The sequence below is a fragment of the Rathayibacter sp. VKM Ac-2803 genome (assembly GCF_009807175.1).
Classification (GTDB): Bacteria; Actinomycetota; Actinomycetes; order Actinomycetales; family Microbacteriaceae; genus Rathayibacter.
In genome coordinates this window covers 1,698,971-1,717,416 of sequence record NZ_WUCD01000001.1, presented here as the reverse complement: position 1 = coordinate 1,717,416, position 18,446 = coordinate 1,698,971, and the positions used below count along the sequence as shown (strand labels likewise).

Genomic DNA, 18,446 nt, shown 5'->3' with positions numbered 1-18,446 from the left:
GGGGGTCAGTTCTCGACGAGGCGGCGGCCCTCGAAGGCACGGCCGAGGGTGATCTCGTCGGCGTACTCGAGGTCGCCGCCGACCGGCAGACCCGAGGCCAGGCGCGTGATGCGGATGCCGAGGGTGCTGAGCATCCGGGAGAGGTAGGTGGCGGTCGCCTCGCCCTCGAGGTTGGGGTCGGTCGCGATGATGACCTCCTGGACCTCGCCGTCGGCGAGCCGCTGCAGGAGCTGGCGGATGCGGAGCTGGTCGGGGCCGATGCCGTCGATCGGGCTGATCGCGCCGCCGAGCACGTGGTAGAGGCCGCGGAACTCGCGGGTGCGCTCGATCGCGGGGACGTCCTTCGCCTCCTCGACCACGCAGATGACCGCGCGGCTGCGGCGCGGGTCGCGGCAGATGCCGCAGGTCGCCTCCTCGGCGACGTTGCCGCAGATGTCGCAGAAGTGCACGCGGTTGCGCAGCTCGAGGAGGATCTCGGCCAGCCGCGTGACGTCGAACGTCTCGGTCTGCAGGATGTGGAACGCGATGCGCTGGGCCGACTTCGGGCCGATGCCGGGGAGCCGGCCGAGCTCGTCGATCAGCTCCTGGACGATGCCTTCGTACATGCGGTCGCCTCCTCTCGGGAGGGGTCGGTGGTGCGGGTCATGCGCCGGTCACGCGCGGGCCGCGCGGGACGTGCGGCTGCTCCTCGATGAACTGGGCGCCGAGGATCTCGCGGACCACGGCCTCGCCGTAGCGCTGCCGCCCGTCGGCCGTGGCGGCACGCGTCGTGCGGGTCACGGGACGCTCGGCCGGAGCGCGGCGCTCGGGGGCCGGAGCGGGCGCACGGACGGGCTCGGGGGCCGCCGCGGGCTCGCCGGGAGGAGCGACCGTCGCCCACGAGTCGGGGATCGGCGGCTCGACCGGGGGCATGTCCTCCTCCGGGGGCTCCTCGTCGAGCGGAGGGGCGTCGGAGTCCGCCGGAGCGGCCCCGGCACCGGACCGGGGCGCGCCGTCGCGGGCGGCCTCGGGGACGGCGGGAGCGGACTCCGCCTCCGCGGAGTCGGCGTCGGCGGGATCGGGAGCGGCGACCGGGTCGGCCGGGATCGCGACCGTCGCCCAGCCGTCCGAGCCGGTGGCGGCCGGCTGCGACGGCGCCGACTGCGGGGTGGCAGCGACGCGCGGGGCGGCCTCGGTCGCCGCCCGCTCGGCCTCGGGAGCGGCGGCCGACGGCTCGACGCGGGCGATGTACTTCACCCGGAGGCCGAGCACCTGCTGGATCGCCTGCCGGAGGTACTCGCTCACGCCGGGCTGCCCGGCGGTGCCGGCCATCTTGAACGAGTCGACGTCGTTCTGGCTGGGGAAGGAGAGCGTGAGGACGTCGTCCTTGAGGGCGCGGACCTGCGCGGTGTACGCGACGAGCCAGGCCGTCATCCTGGCCTTCTGCACGACCTCGAGGATCTCGGGCCAGCTGTCCTTCATCCGCTGCAGGGTGACGCCGCCCGCCTCGTCGGCCGCGATCGCCGGAGCGGCGGGCCGGGCGGGCTCGGGCGTCGGGGCGACGGGCTCGGGTGCGGTGACCTCGGGGGCGGCGCGCGGACGATCGGGCTCGACCGCCGGCGGGGTCGGCGCGGGCTCGGAGGACGTCACGGGGGCCTCGGCGCGCGGCGCAGCGGCCAGCGACTCCGGCACGGAGGCGGGCGAGGGCGCGCGGGACGGGACCGGCGACTCCGCGGCACGTGTCTCGGGCGCGCGGGTCTCGAGCGCACGCGACTCGGGCCGCGACGCCCGCTGCGGCGCCTCCCGACTCGGCGCGGGCGCGATCACCGCCGGGGCGGTCACCGCTCCCCCGGCCTGCACGAGCGTGCGCGCGATCATCAGCTCGAGGTGGAGGCGCGGCGAGGTCGCACCCGTCATCTCGGTGAGTGCGTCGTTGACGATGTCGGCGACCCGCGAGAGCTCGGCGAGCCCGAGGGCGCGCGACTGCCCGGCCATGCGGTCGAGCTCGTCCTGCGAGACGCCGCGGAGGACGGCCGATGCCGCGCTTCCGGTGGCCGCCACGACGATCAGGTCGCGCAGGCGCTCGAGCAGATCCTCGACGAAGCGCCGCGGGTCCTGACCGGTCTGGATGACGCGGTCGACCGCGCCGAACGCCTCGGCGGAGTCGCGCTCGGCGAGGGCGTCGATCACCTCGTCGAGGAGGGCGCCGTGCGTGTAGCCGAGCAGGGCGACGGCGCGCTCGTACTCGATCGACTCGGCCTCGGAGCCGGCCATCAGCTGGTCGAGGAGGGAGAGGGTGTCGCGGACGGAGCCGCCGCCGGCGCGGACGACGAGCGGCAGCACGCCGGCCGCGACTCCGACGCCCTCGCGCTCGCAGAGCTCCTGCGTGTAGTCGAGCATCTGCGCCGGCGGCACGAGCCGGAACGGGTAGTGGTGGGTGCGCGAGCGGATGGTGCCGATGACCTTGTCGGGCTCGGTCGTCGCGAAGATGAACTTCACGTGCTCCGGCGGCTCCTCGACGATCTTGAGCAGCGCGTTGAAGCCCTGCGGAGTCACCATGTGCGCCTCGTCGAGGATGAAGATCTTGAAGCGATCGCGGGCCGGCGCGAAGATGGCGCGCTCGCGCAGGTCGCGCGCGTCGTCGACTCCGTTGTGGCTCGCCGCGTCGATCTCGACGACATCGAGCGAGCCCTGGCCGTCGCGGCTGAGCTCGACGCAGCTGTCGCAGACACCGCACGGGGTGTCGGTGGGACCGGTGGCGCAGTTGAGGCACCGGGCGAGGATGCGCGCCGAGGTCGTCTTGCCGCAGCCGCGCGGACCGCTGAACAGGTACGCGTGGTTGACCCGGTTGGTGCGCAGGGCCGTCATGAGCGGATCGGTCACCTGTGACTGGCCGATCATCTCGGCGAACGTCTCGGGCCGGTACCGGCGATACAGGGCTGCTACCACCCGACAACAGTAGCTGCGACCTCCGACACCCGAGCCGGGTCCGCTCGCCGCGGAACCTCGGTCCTACGATCGGAGCCGTGACCGAGCAGCGCACGACCCGCGCGTTCGACGCCGTGATCCTCGCGGGAGGGCGCGCGAGCCGGCTCGACGGAGTGGACAAGCCGCTCCTCCTCCTCGACGGGCGGACTCTGCTCGAGCGGGTGCTCGCGACCGCCGAGGGCGCCGCGAGGACGATCGTCGTGGGGCCTCCGGTGCCGCCCGCGCTGCTCGGACGCGCCGTGGCGGTCCGGGAGGATCCTCCGTTCGGCGGCCCGGTCGCCGCCCTCGCCGCGGCTCTGCCCCTCCTGGAGCACGAGCCCGCGCCCGAGTGGGTGCTGCTGCTGGCCGGCGACCTCGTCGACCCGGCGCCGGCCGTCGAGACGCTGCTGTCGACGCGAACGGACGGCGGAGCTGCTTCGCTGCTCGCGGTCGACCGGGACGGCCGGACCCAGTTCCTCCTCGGCCTGCACCGGACCCGCGAGCTCGCCCGCGCCCTCCGCCTGCTCGACAGGGTCGAGAACGCCTCCGTGCGCGCTCTGCTCCGCCCGCTGCCTACCCTCCTCGTCGAGGTGCCCGCCGGCTCGACCGACGACGTCGACGATCCCGCGGACGCACGGGCGCACGGCATCGCGCTCCCCGGCGCGGCGCATCCGGGCGCAGAATCGACGCATGACTGACACCACCGGCCACCCGAGCCCGACCGACGCGACCCTCTCGGCCTGGTGGCGCGAGCTGACCGAGGCGCTCGGACTGGGCGAGGTCCCGATTCCGCACGACGTCCTGCTGTCGCTGGCCGGCGACGCCGCGCACGGGGTCGTCCGCCCCGCCGCCCCGCTCACGACCTTCCTCGTGGGGTACGCGGCGGGCCTCGAGGGCGGCGGATCAGACGCCCTGAACCGCGCTGTCTCGGCCGCGAGCGGAGCAGTCGCGCGGCACGCACCACCCGTCTGAGGGACGCCCTGCGCCCACCCCGGGTCGTTCCGCGAAGAGTCACCGCTCCTTCACATCCGGCGCCCGTACGGTGCGCTCGAGCCTCGACGCCGCGGCCTCTCCCTCCCTGCGGGCGACCCGCCGCGACGCGAGCTCCCGCGGTCGCGAGTGCGCCGCGGACATCCTCATCGAAGGAGAACCGCATGTCAGGCAACAGAGCCGTCGCCTACAAGTCGCCCGGAGTCGTCGAGGTCATCGACATCGACTACCCGACGTTCGAGCTGAAGGACGGGCCGGGCGTCAATCCCGCCAACATCGGCCGGAAGCTCCCGCACGGCGCGATCCTCAAGACCGTCTCGACCAACATCTGCGGCTCGGACCAGCACATGGTCCGCGGGCGCACGACCGCCCCGTCCGATCTCGTCCTCGGCCACGAGATCACCGGCGAGGTCGTCGAGGTCGGCCCCGACGTCGAGTTCGTCAAGGTCGGCGACATCGTGTCGGTGCCGTTCAACATCGCCTGCGGCCGCTGTCGCAACTGCAAGGAGCGCAAGACCGGCATCTGCCTGAACGTGAACCCCGACCGCCCCGGCAGCGCCTACGGCTACGTCGACATGGGCGGCTGGGTCGGCGGGCAGGCCGAGTATGTGATGGTCCCCTACGCCGACTGGAACCTGCTCGTCTTCCCCGACCGCGACCAGGCGCTCGAGAAGATCCTCGACCTGACGATGCTCTCCGACATCTTCCCGACCGGCTTCCACGGTGCGGTCACGGCGGGCGTCGGAGTCGGCTCGACGGTCTACGTCGCCGGCGCCGGGCCCGTGGGCCTCGCCGCCGCGGTCGGTGCGCAGCTGCTGGGCGCCGCCGTCGTGATCGTCGCCGACCTCAACGAGGAGCGGCTCGCGCAGGCGCGCTCGTTCGGCTGCGAGACCGTCGACGTCTCGAAGGGCGACCCGGCCGGGCAGATCGAGCAGATCCTCGGCGTCCCGGAGGTCGACTGCGGAGTCGACGCCGTCGGCTTCGAGGCCCACGGCAACGGCCCCGACTCGGGCAGCGAGGCGCCCGCGACGGTGCTCAACTCGCTGATGTCGATCACCGCGGCCGGCGGCGCCCTCGGCATCCCCGGCCTCTACGTCACCGGTGACCCGGGCGGAGTCGACGACGCGGCGAAGGAGGGCTCGCTCTCGATCCGCCTCGGACTCGGCTGGGCGAAGTCGCTGTCCTTCACGACGGGCCAGTGCCCGGTGATGAAGTACAACCGCTCCCTGATGATGGCGATCCTGCACGACAAGGTGCAGATCGCCAAGGCGGTGCAGGCCACGGCGATCTCGCTCGAGGACGCACCTCAGGGCTACGCCGACTTCGACAAGGGCGCCGCGAAGAAGTTCGTGCTGAACCCGAACGGCTACCTCGGCTGATCGCCCGCCCGCTCACCCCGCAGAATGAGGGGATGAGCGGGCACCAGGCGGTCGACTGGGGCCGCGCCCGCGCGCTCGTCGCCGCGGGCGCGGTCCCTCTCGCGAGCCTCGACTGCGCGCTGTCCGAGGCCGAGGGGTGCGTGAGCGCCGGGGCCGTGCGCGCGCCGCGGCCGCTCCCCCACTACGACTCGTCGGCGATGGACGGCTGGATGGTGCGGGGAGCCGGACCCTGGCGCCTCGGGACCTCGGCGCAGCCGGTCGTCACCGGCGCCCTCGTGCCCGAGTGGTGCGAGGCGATCGTGCCGTCGGAGGAGGGGATCGTGCGGGGAGACGTCCTCACGACCGCGCGGCCGCCCGCTGCCGGCCGGCACATCCGGCGCGCGGGCGACGAGGCCGCGGAGCGCACGGTGCTCGTCGAGGCGGGCGTCCGCCTCCGCCCCTCGCACCTCGCTCTGCTGGCGGTCGCGGGGCTGGACTCGGTGCGCGTGCGGCCCCGGCCCCCCGTCGCTCTCGTCTTCACCGGCGACGAGATCGACACGCGCGGGATGCCGGAGCCCGGCCGCGTCCGCGACGCCTTCACCCCGCTGCTGCCGTCGCTCGTGCGCGGTCTCGGCGGCGCGGTCGACTCCGTCACGCGGGTGGGCGACGACGAGGCGGCGATCACCGCGCTGCTGACCGACTCCGCCGCCCCGTTCGTCGTCACGACCGGTGGCACGGGGCGGTCGCGGGCGGATGCGGTGCGGCGCGCGATCGTCGCGGCCGGCGGGCGCACGATCATCGACGGGGTCGCGATGCGTCCCGGCCATCCCGCGCTCGTCGCGGCGCTGCCCGGCGACCGCCTGGTGATCGCGCTGCCCGGCAACCCGCTCGCGGCGGTGCTCGCGGGGCTGTCGCTCCTGGCTCCGGCGATCGACGCGGCGAGCGGAGTCGTCGACGGCGTCCTCGAGGAGGGCCTCCTCGGCGAGGAGCTCGGCCGGGCGGGGACCACGACCCTCGTACCGGTGCGGCTCGTCGAGGGGCGATGGCGGGCCGCGGCGGGCATCCGCTCGCACATGCTGACCGGCCTCAGCGCCTCGGAGGCCGTCGCGGTCGTGCCGCCCACCGGCGGGCGCCCGGGCGACTCCGTGCCGCTGCTGCGCCTGCCCTGGTGACCCCGCGCCGGTGACTCAGGCGGCCGCTTCGAGCCGGATCACCACCGACTTCGAGGTGGGCGTGTTGCTGACGCGCGCCGTGGAGTCGAGCGGGACGAGCACGTTCGTCTCGGGGTAGTAAGCCGCAGCGCAGCCCCGCGGCGTGTCGTACGCGACGACGCGGAACGCCTCGGCGCGGCGCTCGACGCCGTCCTCCCACTCGGACACGAGATCGACCATCGCGCCGTCGGCGAAGCCCAGCGCGGCGATGTCGGCCGCGTGCACGAACACGACGCGGCGGCCGTCGTGGATCCCGCGGTAGCGGTCGTCCCTGCCGTAGATCGTGGTGTTGAACTGGTCGTGCGAGCGCAGGGTCTGCAGCAGCAGCCGTCCCTCGGGCACCCGCGGGTAGTCGAGCGGGTTCGCCGTGAACTGCGCGCGACCCGACGGCGTGTCGAAGCGGCGCGCGTCGCGGGGCGGGTGCGGGAGGACGAAGCCGCCGGGCATGTCGATCCGCTGCTCGAACGCGGCGAAGCCGGGCACGACGTTCTCGATGTGCCGGCGGATCAGCCGGTAGTCGCCGCGGAGGGCCGGCCAGTCGACGACCGGCGCGTTGTCCCGATCGGCGAGCAGCCGCTCCGCGATGCCGGTGAGGATCGCCACCTCGGAGCGGAGCGCAGGACTCGGGGGCTTCAAGCGTCCGCGCGACGCGTGCACCGCGCTCATCGAGTCCTCGACGGTGACCCGCTGCTCCCCCGTCGCCTGGACATCGGCGTCGGTGCGACCGAGCGTCGGCAGGATCAGGGCGCGGCGGCCGGTGACGACGTGCGAGCGGTTGAGCTTGGTCGAGATGTGGACCGTCAGCGCGAGCGAGCGCATCGCCGCCTCCGTGACTCGGCTGTCGGGCGTCGCGCGGGCGAAGTTGCCGCCGAGGCCGACGAAGACGCGGGCCGTGCCGTCGCGCATCGAGCGGATGGCCGCGACGGTGTCGGTGCCGTGCTCGCGCGGCGAGGCGAAGGAGAACTCGCGGTCGAGCGCGTCGTGGAAGGAGTCGGGCATCCGCTCGAAGATGCCCATCGTGCGGTCGCCCTGCACGTTCGAGTGGCCGCGGACCGGGCAGACGCCCGCGCCCGGCTTGCCGATGTTGCCGGTCAGCAGGAGGACGTTGACCACGTCCTTCAGGGTCGCGACGGAGTGACGGTGCTGGGTGAGTCCCATCGCCCAGCAGACGATCGTGCCCTCGGACGCCGCGATCAGCTCGGCGATGGTGCGGATGCGGGTCTCGTCGATCCCGCTGCCCCGCTCGATCTCGGACCAGGCCGTCGCGCGCAGCTCGTCGAGGTAGGCGTCGAGCCCGTCGGTGCTCTCGCGGATGAAGGCGCGGTCGAAGACGTCGCCGCGTGCCTCCTCTGCCTCGAGCAGCGCCTTGCCGAGCCCCTGGAACAGGGCCTGATCGCCACCGAGCCGCACCTGGAGGAAGTGGTCGGCGAGCGGCGTGCCGCTGCCGAGAGTTCCGCGAACGGTCTGCGGGTTGTCGAAGCGGAGCAGCCCCGCCTCGGGCAGCGGATTGACGGCCACGATGGTGCTCCCGGCCCGCTTGGCGCGCTCGAGGGCGGTGAGCATCCGCGGGTGGTTGGTCCCGGGGTTCTGGCCGGCGACGATGAGCAGCGGTGCGCGCTCGACGTCGCGGAGGCTGACCGAGCCCTTGCCGATCCCGATGGTCTCGGTCAGCGCCGAGCCACTGGACTCGTGGCACATGTTGGAGCAGTCGGGCAGGTTGTTGGTGCCGAAGCCGCGGACCAGCAGCTGGTAGACGAACGCCGACTCGTTCGAGGTGCGGCCGGAGGTGTAGAAGATCGCCTCGTCCGGATCTGCGAGGGCGCGGAGCTCGTCGGCGACGATGTCGAGCGCCTCGTCCCAGCCGACCGGACGGTAGTGCGTCGCGCCCTCCTCGAGCAGCATCGGCTCGGTGAGGCGGCCCTGCTGGCCGAGGGCGAAGTCGTCCCACTCCTCGAGCTCGGCGACGGGGTGCGCGGCGAAGAACGCCGACGTGACGGTGCGGAGGGTCGCCTCCTCGGCGACGGCCTTCGCGCCGTTCTCGCAGAACTCGGCGACGTGGCGCTTGTCGGCCTCGGGCCAGGCGCAGCCGGGGCAGTCGAAGCCGGTCTTCTGGTTGACCCGCAGCAGCGTCTCGGCGCTGCGCAGCGGACCCATCTGCTTCAGGGAGATCTGCAGGGCGTGGGCGACGCCGGGGATGCCGACCGCCCTGCGCTTCGGGGAGGCGACCGTCAGTCGACTCTCGTCGATCGGACTCTCGCGGGGCTCGGCGTCGTCGACCATTCCTGCATCGTACGTCGCAGGCGGCTCCGGGGTCGCGGTGCGAGGATGACTCCCACCCTCGCAAGGAGCCTCATGAGCCGCAGTGTCGTCCGCACCCGCCTGACCGCCGTCCGCGCGGAGGCGCCGCCCCGGGTCCGGGAGGACGTGCTCGCGGTCGAGGAGCCGCTCGAGATCCGCGTCGGCGGGCGGCGGTTCAGCGTCACGATGCGCACTCCGGGCGACGACTTCGATCTCGTCGCGGGGTTCCTCGTCTCGGAGGGGGTGCTCACTGCCACCGAGCAGCTCTCGGCGATGCGGTACTGCGCCAGCGGATCGGGGCCCGCCGAGAACACCTACAACGTGGTCGACGCGACCGTGCGCGACGGGCGAGAGGCGGTGCTGCTCGAGCGGGAGCGCTCGGTCTACACGACGAGCTCGTGCGGGGTCTGCGGCCTCGCCTCCCTCGACGCGGTGACGACGGACTCGGCATGGACGGTGGCGGAGGATCCGCTGCGGGTGCCGCGCGAGCTGCTGGTCGAGCTGCCGGAGCGCCTCCGGGAGGCTCAGGCGGTGTTCGAGCGCACCGGCGGCGTGCACGCGGCGGGGCTGTTCGACGCCGACGGGTCGCTGCTGGTGCTGCGCGAGGACGTCGGCCGGCACAACGCCGTCGACAAGGTCGTGGGGTGGGGTCTGCGGGAGGGGCGGCTGCCGCTGCGCGGGACGATGCTGCAGGTGTCGGGTCGGGCGTCGTTCGAGCTGGTGCAGAAGGCGGTGATGGCGGGGATCCCCCTGCTGGCCGCCGTCGGCGCGCCGTCGTCCCTCGCCGTCGACCTCGCGCGCCGCTCGAGCCTCACCCTCCTCGGCTTCAGCCGCGGCGGCGGCTTCAACGTCTACGCGGGCGCGGAGCGACTGCTGCCCTGAGCCGCGGCTCACCCACGGGAGCCGCTCCGCGTCTCAGCGGTGAGGCGGAAGTCGAGGCGCATCGAGCACCAGCATCAGCAGATCGATCCTCTGCCCCACTCTTCTGGCGGTGGTGGATCTCGATACGCCCGCTCCGCGGGCTACTCGATCAGCGAGAGAGGGGGCGGAGCGCTGGGTACAAGGCGCGTGCGCACCATCTTCTGACGGACGTGGATCTCGATACGCCCGCTCCGCGGGCTACTCGATCAGCGAGGGTGGCGGGGGCACTAAGGAGGGTCGAGCGCGCAGCGCTCGCCCGCCCCCGCAGATCGCCGCCCTCGCAGAGGGCACGACTCGTAGGTGCCCGACCCCCGCGTGTGAGCTCGACCGGAGCGCACCGGGGTTGCACGCACAGGGCAGAGGGCGCGACCGGAAATCGCGTGCGAGTGATTTCCGGCAGCCCGACGTTGCCCGCTCTGCGAATCGCAACCACCCCTGGAAGCCGACCGCGAGTCGTCTAGCGGCTGCGCCGCTAGACGACCGACAAGGACTGCCGCGCGATCTCGAGCTCTTCGTTGGTGGGGATCACGAGGACGGCGACGCGGGAGTCGTCGGTGGAGATGCGGCGAGCGCCGCGGTCGGGGCTCGTGTTGCGCGCCTCGTCGAGCTCGACGCCGAGGCCCTCGAGGCCGCGCAGGGCGCCGGCGCGGACGGCGGCGACGTTCTCGCCGACTCCGGCGGTGAAGACGATCGCGTCGACGTGGCCGAGCTGGGCGTAGTAGGCGCCGATGTAGTGGCGGAGGCGGTGGTAGTAGACGTCGAGGGCGGCGCGAGCCTTCTCGTCGCCGGAATCGGCCGCCTCCTGGACGTCGCGCATGTCGCCGCGGCCGGAGAGGCCGAGGAGTCCGCTGCGGCGGTTGAGGACGGTGTCGAGCTCGTCGATCGACAGGCCGGCCTTGCGGGCGAGGTGGAAGACGACCGCGGGGTCGAGGTCTCCGGAGCGGGTGCCCATGACGAGGCCCTCGAGCGGGGTCATGCCCATCGAGGTCTCGACGGACGCGCCTCCGTCGACCGCGCACGCCGAGGCGCCGTTGCCGAGGTGGAGGACGATGGTCTTGAGGTCGGAGCGGCGGCGGCCGAGGAACGCGGCGGCCGACTCCGAGACGAACTTGTGCGACGTGCCGTGGAACCCGTAGCGGCGGATGCGGTGCTTGTCGGCGAGGTCGGCGGGGATGGCGTACGCGGAGGCCGCCGCGGGGATCGTGTGATGGAAGGCCGTGTCGAACACCGCGACGTGCGGAACGTCGGCGAAGGCCTTCTGCGCGGCCTTGATGCCCTCGAGGTTCGCCGGGTTGTGCAGCGGAGCGAGATCGGAGAGGTCCTCGATGTTGATCTTGACCAGGTCGGTGATCAGGGTCGGCTCGTAGAAGCGCTTGCCGCCGTGCACGACGCGGTGGCCGACCGCGACGGGCGGGAACTCGTCGAGGCTCGGGCCGTGCTCGGCGAAGGCGCGGATCATCGCGTCGAAGCCCGCGGTGTGGTCGGGGATCGGGGTCTCGAACTCGATGCTCTCGCCGTCGCGGGTGTGCTTCGTGCGGCCGGTCTCCTCCCCGATCCGCTCGACGAGACCGCTGGCGAGCGTCTCCTCCGTCGTCATCTCGATGAGCTGGTACTTGAACGACGACGAACCGCTGTTGACGACGAGGACGACGGACACGATGGGACTCCTGGGGTGATCGGGGTCGGGAGGGGACGCGGCGGCGGGTGGCCGTCAGCGCACGGGCAGGGGGATGGCGGAGGTCGGCGGCACGATCGCCTGCGTCGCCGCCTGGATCGCGGTGATCGCGACGGTGTTGACGATGTCCTGCACGAGGGCACCGCGGGAGAGGTCGTTGACCGGCTTCCGGAGACCCTGGAGGACCGGGCCGATGGCGACGGCGCCGGCCGAGCGCTGCACCGCCTTGTAGGTGTTGTTGCCCGTGTTGAGGTCGGGGAAGATGAACACCGTCGCACGGCCCGCGACCTGCGAGCCGGGCATCTTCGAGGCCGCGACGGCGGCGTCGGCCGCCGCGTCGTACTGGATGGGCCCCTCGACGAGCAGGTCGGAGCGGCGCTCGCGGACCAGCGCCGTGGCCGCGCGGACCTTCTCGACGTCGGCCCCCGCTCCGCTCTCGCCGGTGGAGTAGGAGAGCATCGCGATCCGGGGGTCGATGCCGAACTGCTGCGCCGTCTCGGCGGAGGAGATCGCGATGTCGGCGAGCTGCGTGGCGGTCGGGTCGGGGTTCACTGCGCAGTCGCCGTAGACGAGGACCCGGTCGGCCAGCGCCATCAGGAACACGCTCGAGACGACGGAGACGCCCGGGGTGGTCTTGATGATCTCGAAGCCGGGGCGGATCGTGTGCGCGGTGGTGTGGGCGGCTCCCGAGACCATGCCGTCGGCCAGGCCGAGCTGCACCATCATCGTGCCGAAGTAGGAGACGTCGGTCACCGTGTCGTAGGCGTGGTCGTAGGTGATGCCCTTGTGGGCGCGGATCTTCGCGTACTCCTCCGCGAAGCGCGCTCGGTGCTCGGGGTCGAGCGTGCTGAGCACGCGGGCGCCGTCGATGTCGAGACCGAGGGCGGCGGCACGGCCGCGCACCTCCGACTCCTCGCCGAGGATCGTCAGGCGGGCGATGCCGCGCTTGAGGACCGTCGCGGCGGCGCGGAGGATGCGGTCGTCGCCGCCCTCGGGGAGCACGATGTGGCGATCGGCGATGCGGGCGCGCTCGATCAGGCCGTACTCGAACATCAGCGGGGTGACCACCTCGGAGCGGCCGACGTCGAGCAGGGTGAGCAGCTCGACCGCGTCGATGGCCTCCTCGAAGAGGGCGAGGGAGGTGTCGCGCTTGCGCGGCGAGTCGGCCGCCAGGCGCCCGCGGGCGGCGGTGACGCGCACGGCGGTGTCGTAGGTGCCGAGCTCGGTCATCACGATCGGGAGCCTGTTGTCGACGCCCTCGATCAGGCGGACGATCGGCTCCTGCAGCTCGAAGCCTCCGTTGAGGATGATGCCCGAGACCGTCGGGAAGTTGCCGGAGGCGTGCGCCATGATCACGGCCAGCACCACCTCGGGGCGGTCGCCCGGGACGATGACGACCCCGCCCTCCATCAGCCGCGGCAGGACGTTGACCATCGACATGCCGGCGACGACGACGCCCAGCACCTCGCGGCCGAGCAGCTCGGGATCGCCGGCGACCACGACTCCGTCGACCACGTCGACGAGGCGCGAGAAGCTCGGCGCCACGAGGAACGGATCCTCGCGGATCGCCCAGACCGGCACCGGCGTGGGAAGCGCCGAGCGGATGGCCTCGACAGCGGCGGGAGCGGTCTCGGGATCGGCGCGATTGGCGATGACCCCGATGAGCGTGGCGTGGGCGGTGCGCAGCTCGACGGAGGCGAGCTCGGTGATCTGGCGCATCTCCTCGGGAGTGCGCGCGGGCGCCTGCCCGAGCTGCTCGCTGCGGGAGGGATCGCGGCCGGTGAGCACCAGCAGCACCGGGGCGCCGAGGTTCGCGGCGACGCGCGAGTTGTAGCCGAGCTCGGTCGGGCTGCCGACGTCGGTGTAGTCGGAGCCGAGGATGACGACCGCGTCGCACTGCGCCTCGACGCCCTTGTAGCGCTCGACGATGCGCGAGAGCGCGGCCTCGCCGTCGGCGTGGACGTCCTCGTAGGTGACGCCGATGCAGTCCTCGTAGACCAGGCCCGACTCGGAGTGGCCGAGCAGCATCTCGAGCACGTAGTCGGGCTCGGAGGCCGACCGCGCGATCGGCCGGAAGACACCGACACGCTGCACCTGACTGCTGAGCAGATCGAGGACGCCGAGGGCGACCGTGGACTTGCCGGAATGACCTTCGGCGGACGAGATGTAGATGCTCTGAACCATCGGCGCAAGCCTACCGAGGGGGCCTCGCGCATGGCTGGACGGGCGCCTCGGATGGGAGAGCGTGCAGCAGAGGCGGCCTGTGGAGGAGCGGCGGCGGAGGCCCCGCGGCAACCTGCCGCTGAGACGAAGAAGACCCCCCGCGCACCCGCCAGAGCCCGGTTACCCTTGCTGCGTTTCCGCCCTGGGGGAGTTGGCCTGGATGGCGCCACGCGGGGAGCCGGGAGACAGTCTAACCCGATGCCGCGAGCCCGGGGACCCGCGTGGTCAGCGGCGCCGGTCGGATTCGGGTAGTGTGCTTCAGGTCGCGATCACGGTCGCGCCTGGAGGATTCGCCTAGTGGCCTATGGCGCACGCTTGGAAAGCGTGTTGGGTGAAAGCCCTCGGGGGTTCGAATCCCCCATCCTCCGCCGAACGGCGTCGCACGCTCTCGCCAGCGCGCGGCGCCGTTTGCTGTCTCCGCGGTGCTCTGTGCGCGAGTCGGATCGCTCAGTGCGCGAGCCGGTCGAGCCACTCCTCGAGGAGACCCCGCTCCCCCGCGCTCAGACCGTCGACCGTCGGCAGTGCCTCGCGCAACGCGACGGCGTGGGCGACGACCGCCCGGGCCGCAGGATCGACGGGGCCCGAGTCGAGGGTCGTGATCGCGGCGAGGACGGCCTCGCGGGAGCGGGCCGAGAGCTCGTCGTCGCCGTCGGCCGTGAGCGTCAGCGTGCAGCCGAGCGCCGCGGACTGGAGCAGGCGCGCCGCCCGCTCGACGTCGACGGTCAGGCGGCCCGCCTCCGCCACGGCGTGGACGTGGGCGAGCAGGACGCCGCGGGCGTGGCGGGCCGCCTCCGACTCCTCCCCCGGACGCGCGGTGAACATCAGCGCGTAGAGGTGCGGCTCGGCGAGACCGAAGGCGACGTGGTGGTCCCAGGCGGCGCGGAGGGCGGCGACCGGATCGGCGGGCGGGTCGACGCGCTCGAACTCGGCCTGCGCGGCTCCGAACCCGGCGGCGGCGACGGCGTCGAGAAGTCCACGGAGGTCGCCGAAGGTGCGGTAGATGGTGGGCGCCTGGACGCCGGCGGCGGTGCTGATGGCGCGGGTCGAGACGGCATCGCGCCCGCCCTCGGCGAGCAGCTCGGCGGTCGCCCGGAGGATGCGGTCGCGGGTCGTCGGGCTCTCGGTCACGTTGCCGACGCTAACACGCGGGCGTTAGCGGCCAGTGCCGCGGTGCGCTCCCCGAGGTGGTCGATCGGTCGCGGATGAGCCGCGTGAAGGGGTAGGGACGGTGCGTCTGTGACGGATGGAACGGGGCGGCTCGCGCCAGGAGGCGTGGGCTGCGAGGCAGGGCTTCTGACGCTGGTGGTTCTCGATACGCCCGCTCCGCGGGCTGCGGGCTCGATCAGCATGCAGGGCGGGACGACAGACCGTGGCGCTCAGGGGCGGTGCTGCTGACGCTGGTGGATCTCGATACGCCCGCTGCGCGGGCTACTCGATCAGCATGCAGGGGGCGGGGGCACGCATCCCTCGCCCAGTCGCCGCCGGCGCTGACGGGGGTCGGCTGCAAGGCGGAGGAGGGAGCGATACCGGCGGTATCGCGACTGACGACAACGCCGCAGATGGCCCCCGTCAGCGCCGGCGGGTGGTGCCGAAGATGCCGCGGACGACCTCGCGGAGCAACGTCGAGCCTGCCGAGGATCCGAGGACCTGCTCGACGACGGTCTTGTCGCGTCGGGGGGTGCGGGGGGCGGTCGAGCGGGGGGCGGTGCGGCGGCGGGAGCGCTCGGCGGCCTCGTCGGCGCGGCGCTCGGCGGTGGCGCGCTCCTTGGCGAGGCGGACCTCCTCGCGGGCGCGCTCCTTCGCGGCGCGGGCCTCCTCCTCGGCGCGCTCCTCGGCGGCGAGGCGCGCCTCCTCGGCCTCGGCGGCGGCGTCGAGGCGGCGGGTCAGGATCTCGCGCGCGGAGTCGCGGTCGAGCGGGGTGCCGTAGCGGGCGAGCAGCGGGGAGCGCTGGACGCTCGCCTCCCGTTCTGCCTCCGGGGTCGGCGACATCGAGCCCTGCGGAGCGCGCAGGCGCGTCCACGCGACGGGAGTCGGAGCGCCGCGCTCGTTCATCACGGTGACGATCGCCTCGCCGATCGGCAGGGCCTGCAGGATCTCGCCGAGGTCGTAGTCGGACTCGGGGTAGGTCGAGACGGTCGCGCGCAGGGCCTTCGCGTCGTCGGGGGTGTGCGCGCGCAGCTGGTGCTGGATGCGCGAGCCGAGCTGGGCGAGCACGTCGCCGGGGACGTCCTTGGGCGTCTGAGTGACGAAGACGATGCCGACGCCCTTCGAGCGGATCAGCCGCACGGTCTGGGTGATCGCCGCGAGGAAGTCCTTGGACGCGTCGCGGAAGAGCAGGTGCGCCTCGTCGAAGAAGAACACGAGCTTCGGGCGGTCGAGGTCGCCGACCTCGGGCAGGTCGTTGAAGAGGTCGGCGAGCAGCCACATCAGGAACGTCGAGAACAGCGCCGGCCGGTCGGCGACTCCCGGCACCTCGAGCAGGCTGACGACGCCCCGGCCCTCGGGGGTGCTGCGGAGGAACTCGGCAGTGTCGATCTCGGGCTCCCCGAAGAACACGTCGGCGCCCTGGTCGGCGAAGGCGATCAGCTCGCGCAGGATCACTCCCGCGGTCGCCTTCGAGAGACCGCCCAGCTCGGCGAGCTCGGCCTTGCCCTCGTCGCCGACGAGGTAGGTGAGGACGGCGCGGAGATCCGACAGGTCGACGAGCGGCAGCCGCGCGGACTCGGCGTAGTGGAAGACCAGGCCGAGGCTCGACTCCTGGGTGTGGTTCAGCCCGAGGACCTTCGCGAGCAGGAGCGGACCGAAGCCGGTGACGGTCGCGCGGACGGGGACGCCGGTGCCGATGCCGCCGAGCGCGAAGTACTCGGCGGGTGCCGCCTCCGCGACCCAGTCCTGGCCGATGGTGCGGGTGCGCGCGACGAGCGAGTCGCTCGCGGTGCCGGGGGTGGCGAGGCCCGAGAGGTCGCCCTTGATGTCGGCGGCGAAGACGGGGACGCCGTGCGCCGAGAGCTGCTCGGCGAGCACCTGGAGCGTCTTGGTCTTGCCCGTGCCGGTCGCGCCGACGACGAGCCCGTGCCGGTTGAGCATTCCGAGCGGGATGCGGACGGGCACGTCGACGCGGGCGTCGCCGTTGACGAGGGCGCCGAGCTCGAGGGCGGGGCCGGAGAAGGCGTAGCCGGCGCGGACGGCGTCGACGGCCGACTCGGGGAGCGGGCCGGGCACGGGTGGCGCAGCTGCGTCCGGCGCCTGCGCGTCTTCGACGAGTCGGACGTCGTCGACCACGGCGGCCGCCTCCTCCGGACCGCTCGCCGCCCCGAGAGCGGCAGCCGCCGCCTCCGCCCGCTCGAGTGCGGCCGCGGCCTGGGCCTGCAGTGCACGGGCGGCCTCCAGGGCCGCGCGCGCCTCGTCTCTCGCTGAGGCGAGCCGATCGCCGTCGATGCTCATGCGTCCAGCCTAGGCTCGCCCCGATTCAGCTCGCTCCGTCCTCGCGGACGTGCCAGGCCTGGCCGTAGCCGCCGTCGGCGACCGGGCGCGCCATCAGCTCGAGGAACGGCTCGGCGTCGAACGCCTCGGGCCCGAGCACACCGGAGCCGGACCAGAGGCCCGTCGCCAGCATCTCGAGTGCGATGACGGGGTTGAGCGCGGTCTGCCAGACGACGCACTGCGTGCCGTACTCGGCCATCGTCCACTCGTTGTCGCTCACGTGGTAGAGGTACACCTCGCGGTGCTCGCCGCCCCTGGTGCCGCTGACCCAGAGACCCGCGCAGGTCTTGCCGGTCATCCGCGGGCCGATGCCGGCGGGGTCGGGCAGGGCGGCGGCCACCACGTCGCGGGGCGCCACGAGCACCGGACCCTCCGAGGAGCGCACGCGGATCGGCTCGGTGCGGTCGAGGCCGAGCAGGTTGAGGGTGCGCAGCACGCCGATGAACTCCTCGCCGAGTCCGTACTTGAAGGTGACCCGCTTCGCGTCGAGCCAGCGCGGCATCAGCAGCACCTCCTCGTGCTCGACGTTGACGCACTCGACGGGCCCGATGCCCTCGGGGAACTCGAACACCTCGGGCTCGGAGAAGGGCGGCGTCGTGAACCAGCCGCGCTCCTTCTCGAAGACCACCGGAGGGTTCAGGCACTCCTCGATGGTCGTCCAGATCGAGAACGACGGCGCGAAGATCTCGGCGCCGCTCTCGTCGCGCACGACGAGGTTCGCGCCGTCGCGGACCCCGAGCTCGTCGATCTCGTCGAAGAGGTGGTCGGACGCGTAGCGCGCGAAGACGTCGGACAGGCCGGGCTCGACGCCCATGCCCACGAGGGCGAGGCGCCCCGCCGACTCCCACGCGCTCGATGCGGCGAACTGCTCGTCGCCGAGCTTCAGCCCGGTCTGCGCGTGCGGCTCGAGCGGATGCGGGCGCGACAGGCTCATCGCCATGTCGAGGTAGTCGGCGCCGGCGGCGAGCGCCCCGGCGAAGATCGTCGGCACGAACTTGGGCTCGACGGCGTTCATGACGTGGGTCGCCCGGTGCGCGCGGGCGACGGTCTCGACGCTCTCGGCGTCGGAGGCGTCGATCCGGGCGGCGACGAAGCGGTCCTCGACGCCCTCCTGCCCGTGCCGGTCGGCGATCCAGGCGACGGTGCGCTCGGCCCGATCGAGCTCGTAGTCGCAGACGATGATCTGCTCGAAGAAGGTGCGGCGCGCGGCGATCTTGGCGAAGGCGTCGCCGACGCCGCCGGCGCCGACCAGGAGGATTCTCATGCGACCACCGTAGCGACGGTTTCCTCTGCGGAGAAGACCGTGGACAGAGGAGAACGAGGCCGATCGCGCGGAGCGAC

At 73.0% G+C, this 18,446-nt stretch carries 13 protein-coding genes, 1 tRNA gene and 1 other RNA gene; 6 read left to right on the top strand and 9 right to left on the bottom strand.

What is annotated here, in order from left to right:
- Positions 1 to 5 precede the first annotated feature (5 nt).
- Together recR and GRS96_RS07980 are read right to left on the bottom strand one after the other, a co-directional pair.
- On the bottom strand, positions 6 to 605 hold the full coding sequence (recR, locus tag GRS96_RS07985) for a recombination mediator RecR (protein ID WP_123447702.1): 600 nt from the start codon (positions 603 to 605) through the stop codon (positions 6 to 8).
- Positions 606 to 642: 37 nt separating this feature from the next.
- Complete coding sequence (locus GRS96_RS07980; protein WP_159988203.1) at positions 643 to 2,928, bottom strand: DNA polymerase III subunit gamma and tau; 2,286 nt, start codon at positions 2,926 to 2,928, stop codon at positions 643 to 645.
- Positions 2,929 to 3,005: 77 nt separating this feature from the next.
- Here GRS96_RS07980 and mobA point away from each other — a divergent pair, with 77 nt between their 5' ends.
- The 4 genes from mobA to GRS96_RS07960 all read left to right on the top strand — a co-directional run bounded on the left by mobA (position 3,006) and on the right by GRS96_RS07960 (position 6,466).
- Positions 3,006 to 3,644 carry a molybdenum cofactor guanylyltransferase gene (mobA, locus tag GRS96_RS07975; RefSeq protein ID WP_159988202.1) on the top strand — a complete coding sequence of 213 codons (639 nt, stop codon included), beginning with the start codon at positions 3,006 to 3,008 and terminating at the stop codon, positions 3,642 to 3,644.
- On the top strand, positions 3,637 to 3,918 hold the full coding sequence (locus GRS96_RS07970) for a DUF6457 domain-containing protein (RefSeq protein ID WP_159988201.1): 282 nt from the start codon (positions 3,637 to 3,639) through the stop codon (positions 3,916 to 3,918). Before mobA ends, GRS96_RS07970 begins: the two co-directional genes overlap by 8 nt.
- A gap of 182 nt (positions 3,919 to 4,100) precedes the next feature.
- On the top strand, positions 4,101 to 5,315 hold the full coding sequence (fdhA, locus tag GRS96_RS07965; protein WP_056041820.1) for a formaldehyde dehydrogenase, glutathione-independent: 1,215 nt from the start codon (positions 4,101 to 4,103) through the stop codon (positions 5,313 to 5,315).
- Between the two features lie 32 nt (positions 5,316 to 5,347).
- On the top strand, positions 5,348 to 6,466 hold the full coding sequence (locus tag GRS96_RS07960) for a molybdopterin molybdotransferase MoeA (RefSeq protein ID WP_159988200.1): 1,119 nt from the start codon (positions 5,348 to 5,350) through the stop codon (positions 6,464 to 6,466).
- Positions 6,467 to 6,481: 15 nt separating this feature from the next.
- On the opposite strand, the gene GRS96_RS07955 is transcribed toward GRS96_RS07960, so the two are convergent.
- The gene (locus tag GRS96_RS07955; protein ID WP_159988199.1) at positions 6,482 to 8,785 is read right to left on the bottom strand and encodes an FdhF/YdeP family oxidoreductase; all 2,304 of its coding nucleotides are present in this window, start codon (positions 8,783 to 8,785) and stop codon (positions 6,482 to 6,484) included.
- Positions 8,786 to 8,857: 72 nt separating this feature from the next.
- Between GRS96_RS07955 and fdhD the strand changes: the two genes are divergently transcribed.
- Positions 8,858 to 9,685, top strand: coding sequence for a formate dehydrogenase accessory sulfurtransferase FdhD (gene fdhD / locus GRS96_RS07950; protein WP_159854128.1), 828 nt, complete (start codon positions 8,858 to 8,860; stop codon positions 9,683 to 9,685).
- 511 nt (positions 9,686 to 10,196) lie between these two features.
- Here the strand turns inward: fdhD and GRS96_RS07945 are convergent.
- The 3 genes from GRS96_RS07945 to ffs all read right to left on the bottom strand — a co-directional run bounded on the left by GRS96_RS07945 (position 10,197) and on the right by ffs (position 13,805).
- Entirely contained in the window at positions 10,197 to 11,381 is a 1,185-nt protein-coding gene (locus tag GRS96_RS07945; RefSeq protein ID WP_159988198.1) for an acetate/propionate family kinase, read from the bottom strand.
- A gap of 54 nt (positions 11,382 to 11,435) precedes the next feature.
- A complete protein-coding gene (pta, locus tag GRS96_RS07940) occupies positions 11,436 to 13,583 on the bottom strand; it encodes a phosphate acetyltransferase (protein ID WP_159988197.1) in 2,148 nt (715 codons plus the stop codon).
- A gap of 125 nt (positions 13,584 to 13,708) precedes the next feature.
- An RNA gene (gene ffs, locus GRS96_RS07935) (signal recognition particle sRNA small type) lies at positions 13,709 to 13,805 on the bottom strand.
- A 100-nt stretch (positions 13,806 to 13,905) separates the two neighbouring features.
- Here ffs and GRS96_RS07930 point away from each other — a divergent pair.
- Positions 13,906 to 13,990, top strand: a tRNA-Ser gene (locus GRS96_RS07930).
- A gap of 79 nt (positions 13,991 to 14,069) precedes the next feature.
- Here GRS96_RS07930 and GRS96_RS07925 read toward each other — a convergent pair.
- From GRS96_RS07925 to GRS96_RS07915, 3 genes are all read right to left on the bottom strand, one after another.
- Positions 14,070 to 14,750, bottom strand: coding sequence for a TetR/AcrR family transcriptional regulator (locus tag GRS96_RS07925; RefSeq protein ID WP_159988196.1), 681 nt, complete (start codon positions 14,748 to 14,750; stop codon positions 14,070 to 14,072).
- 441 nt (positions 14,751 to 15,191) lie between these two features.
- Positions 15,192 to 17,066: a helicase HerA-like domain-containing protein gene (locus GRS96_RS07920; RefSeq protein ID WP_159988195.1), complete on the bottom strand. Its 1,875-nt coding sequence runs from the start codon at positions 17,064 to 17,066 to the stop codon at positions 15,192 to 15,194.
- 25 nt (positions 17,067 to 17,091) lie between these two features.
- Positions 17,092 to 18,369: a saccharopine dehydrogenase family protein gene (locus GRS96_RS07915; protein ID WP_159854138.1), complete on the bottom strand. Its 1,278-nt coding sequence runs from the start codon at positions 18,367 to 18,369 to the stop codon at positions 17,092 to 17,094.
- Positions 18,370 to 18,446: the final 77 nt, after the last annotated feature.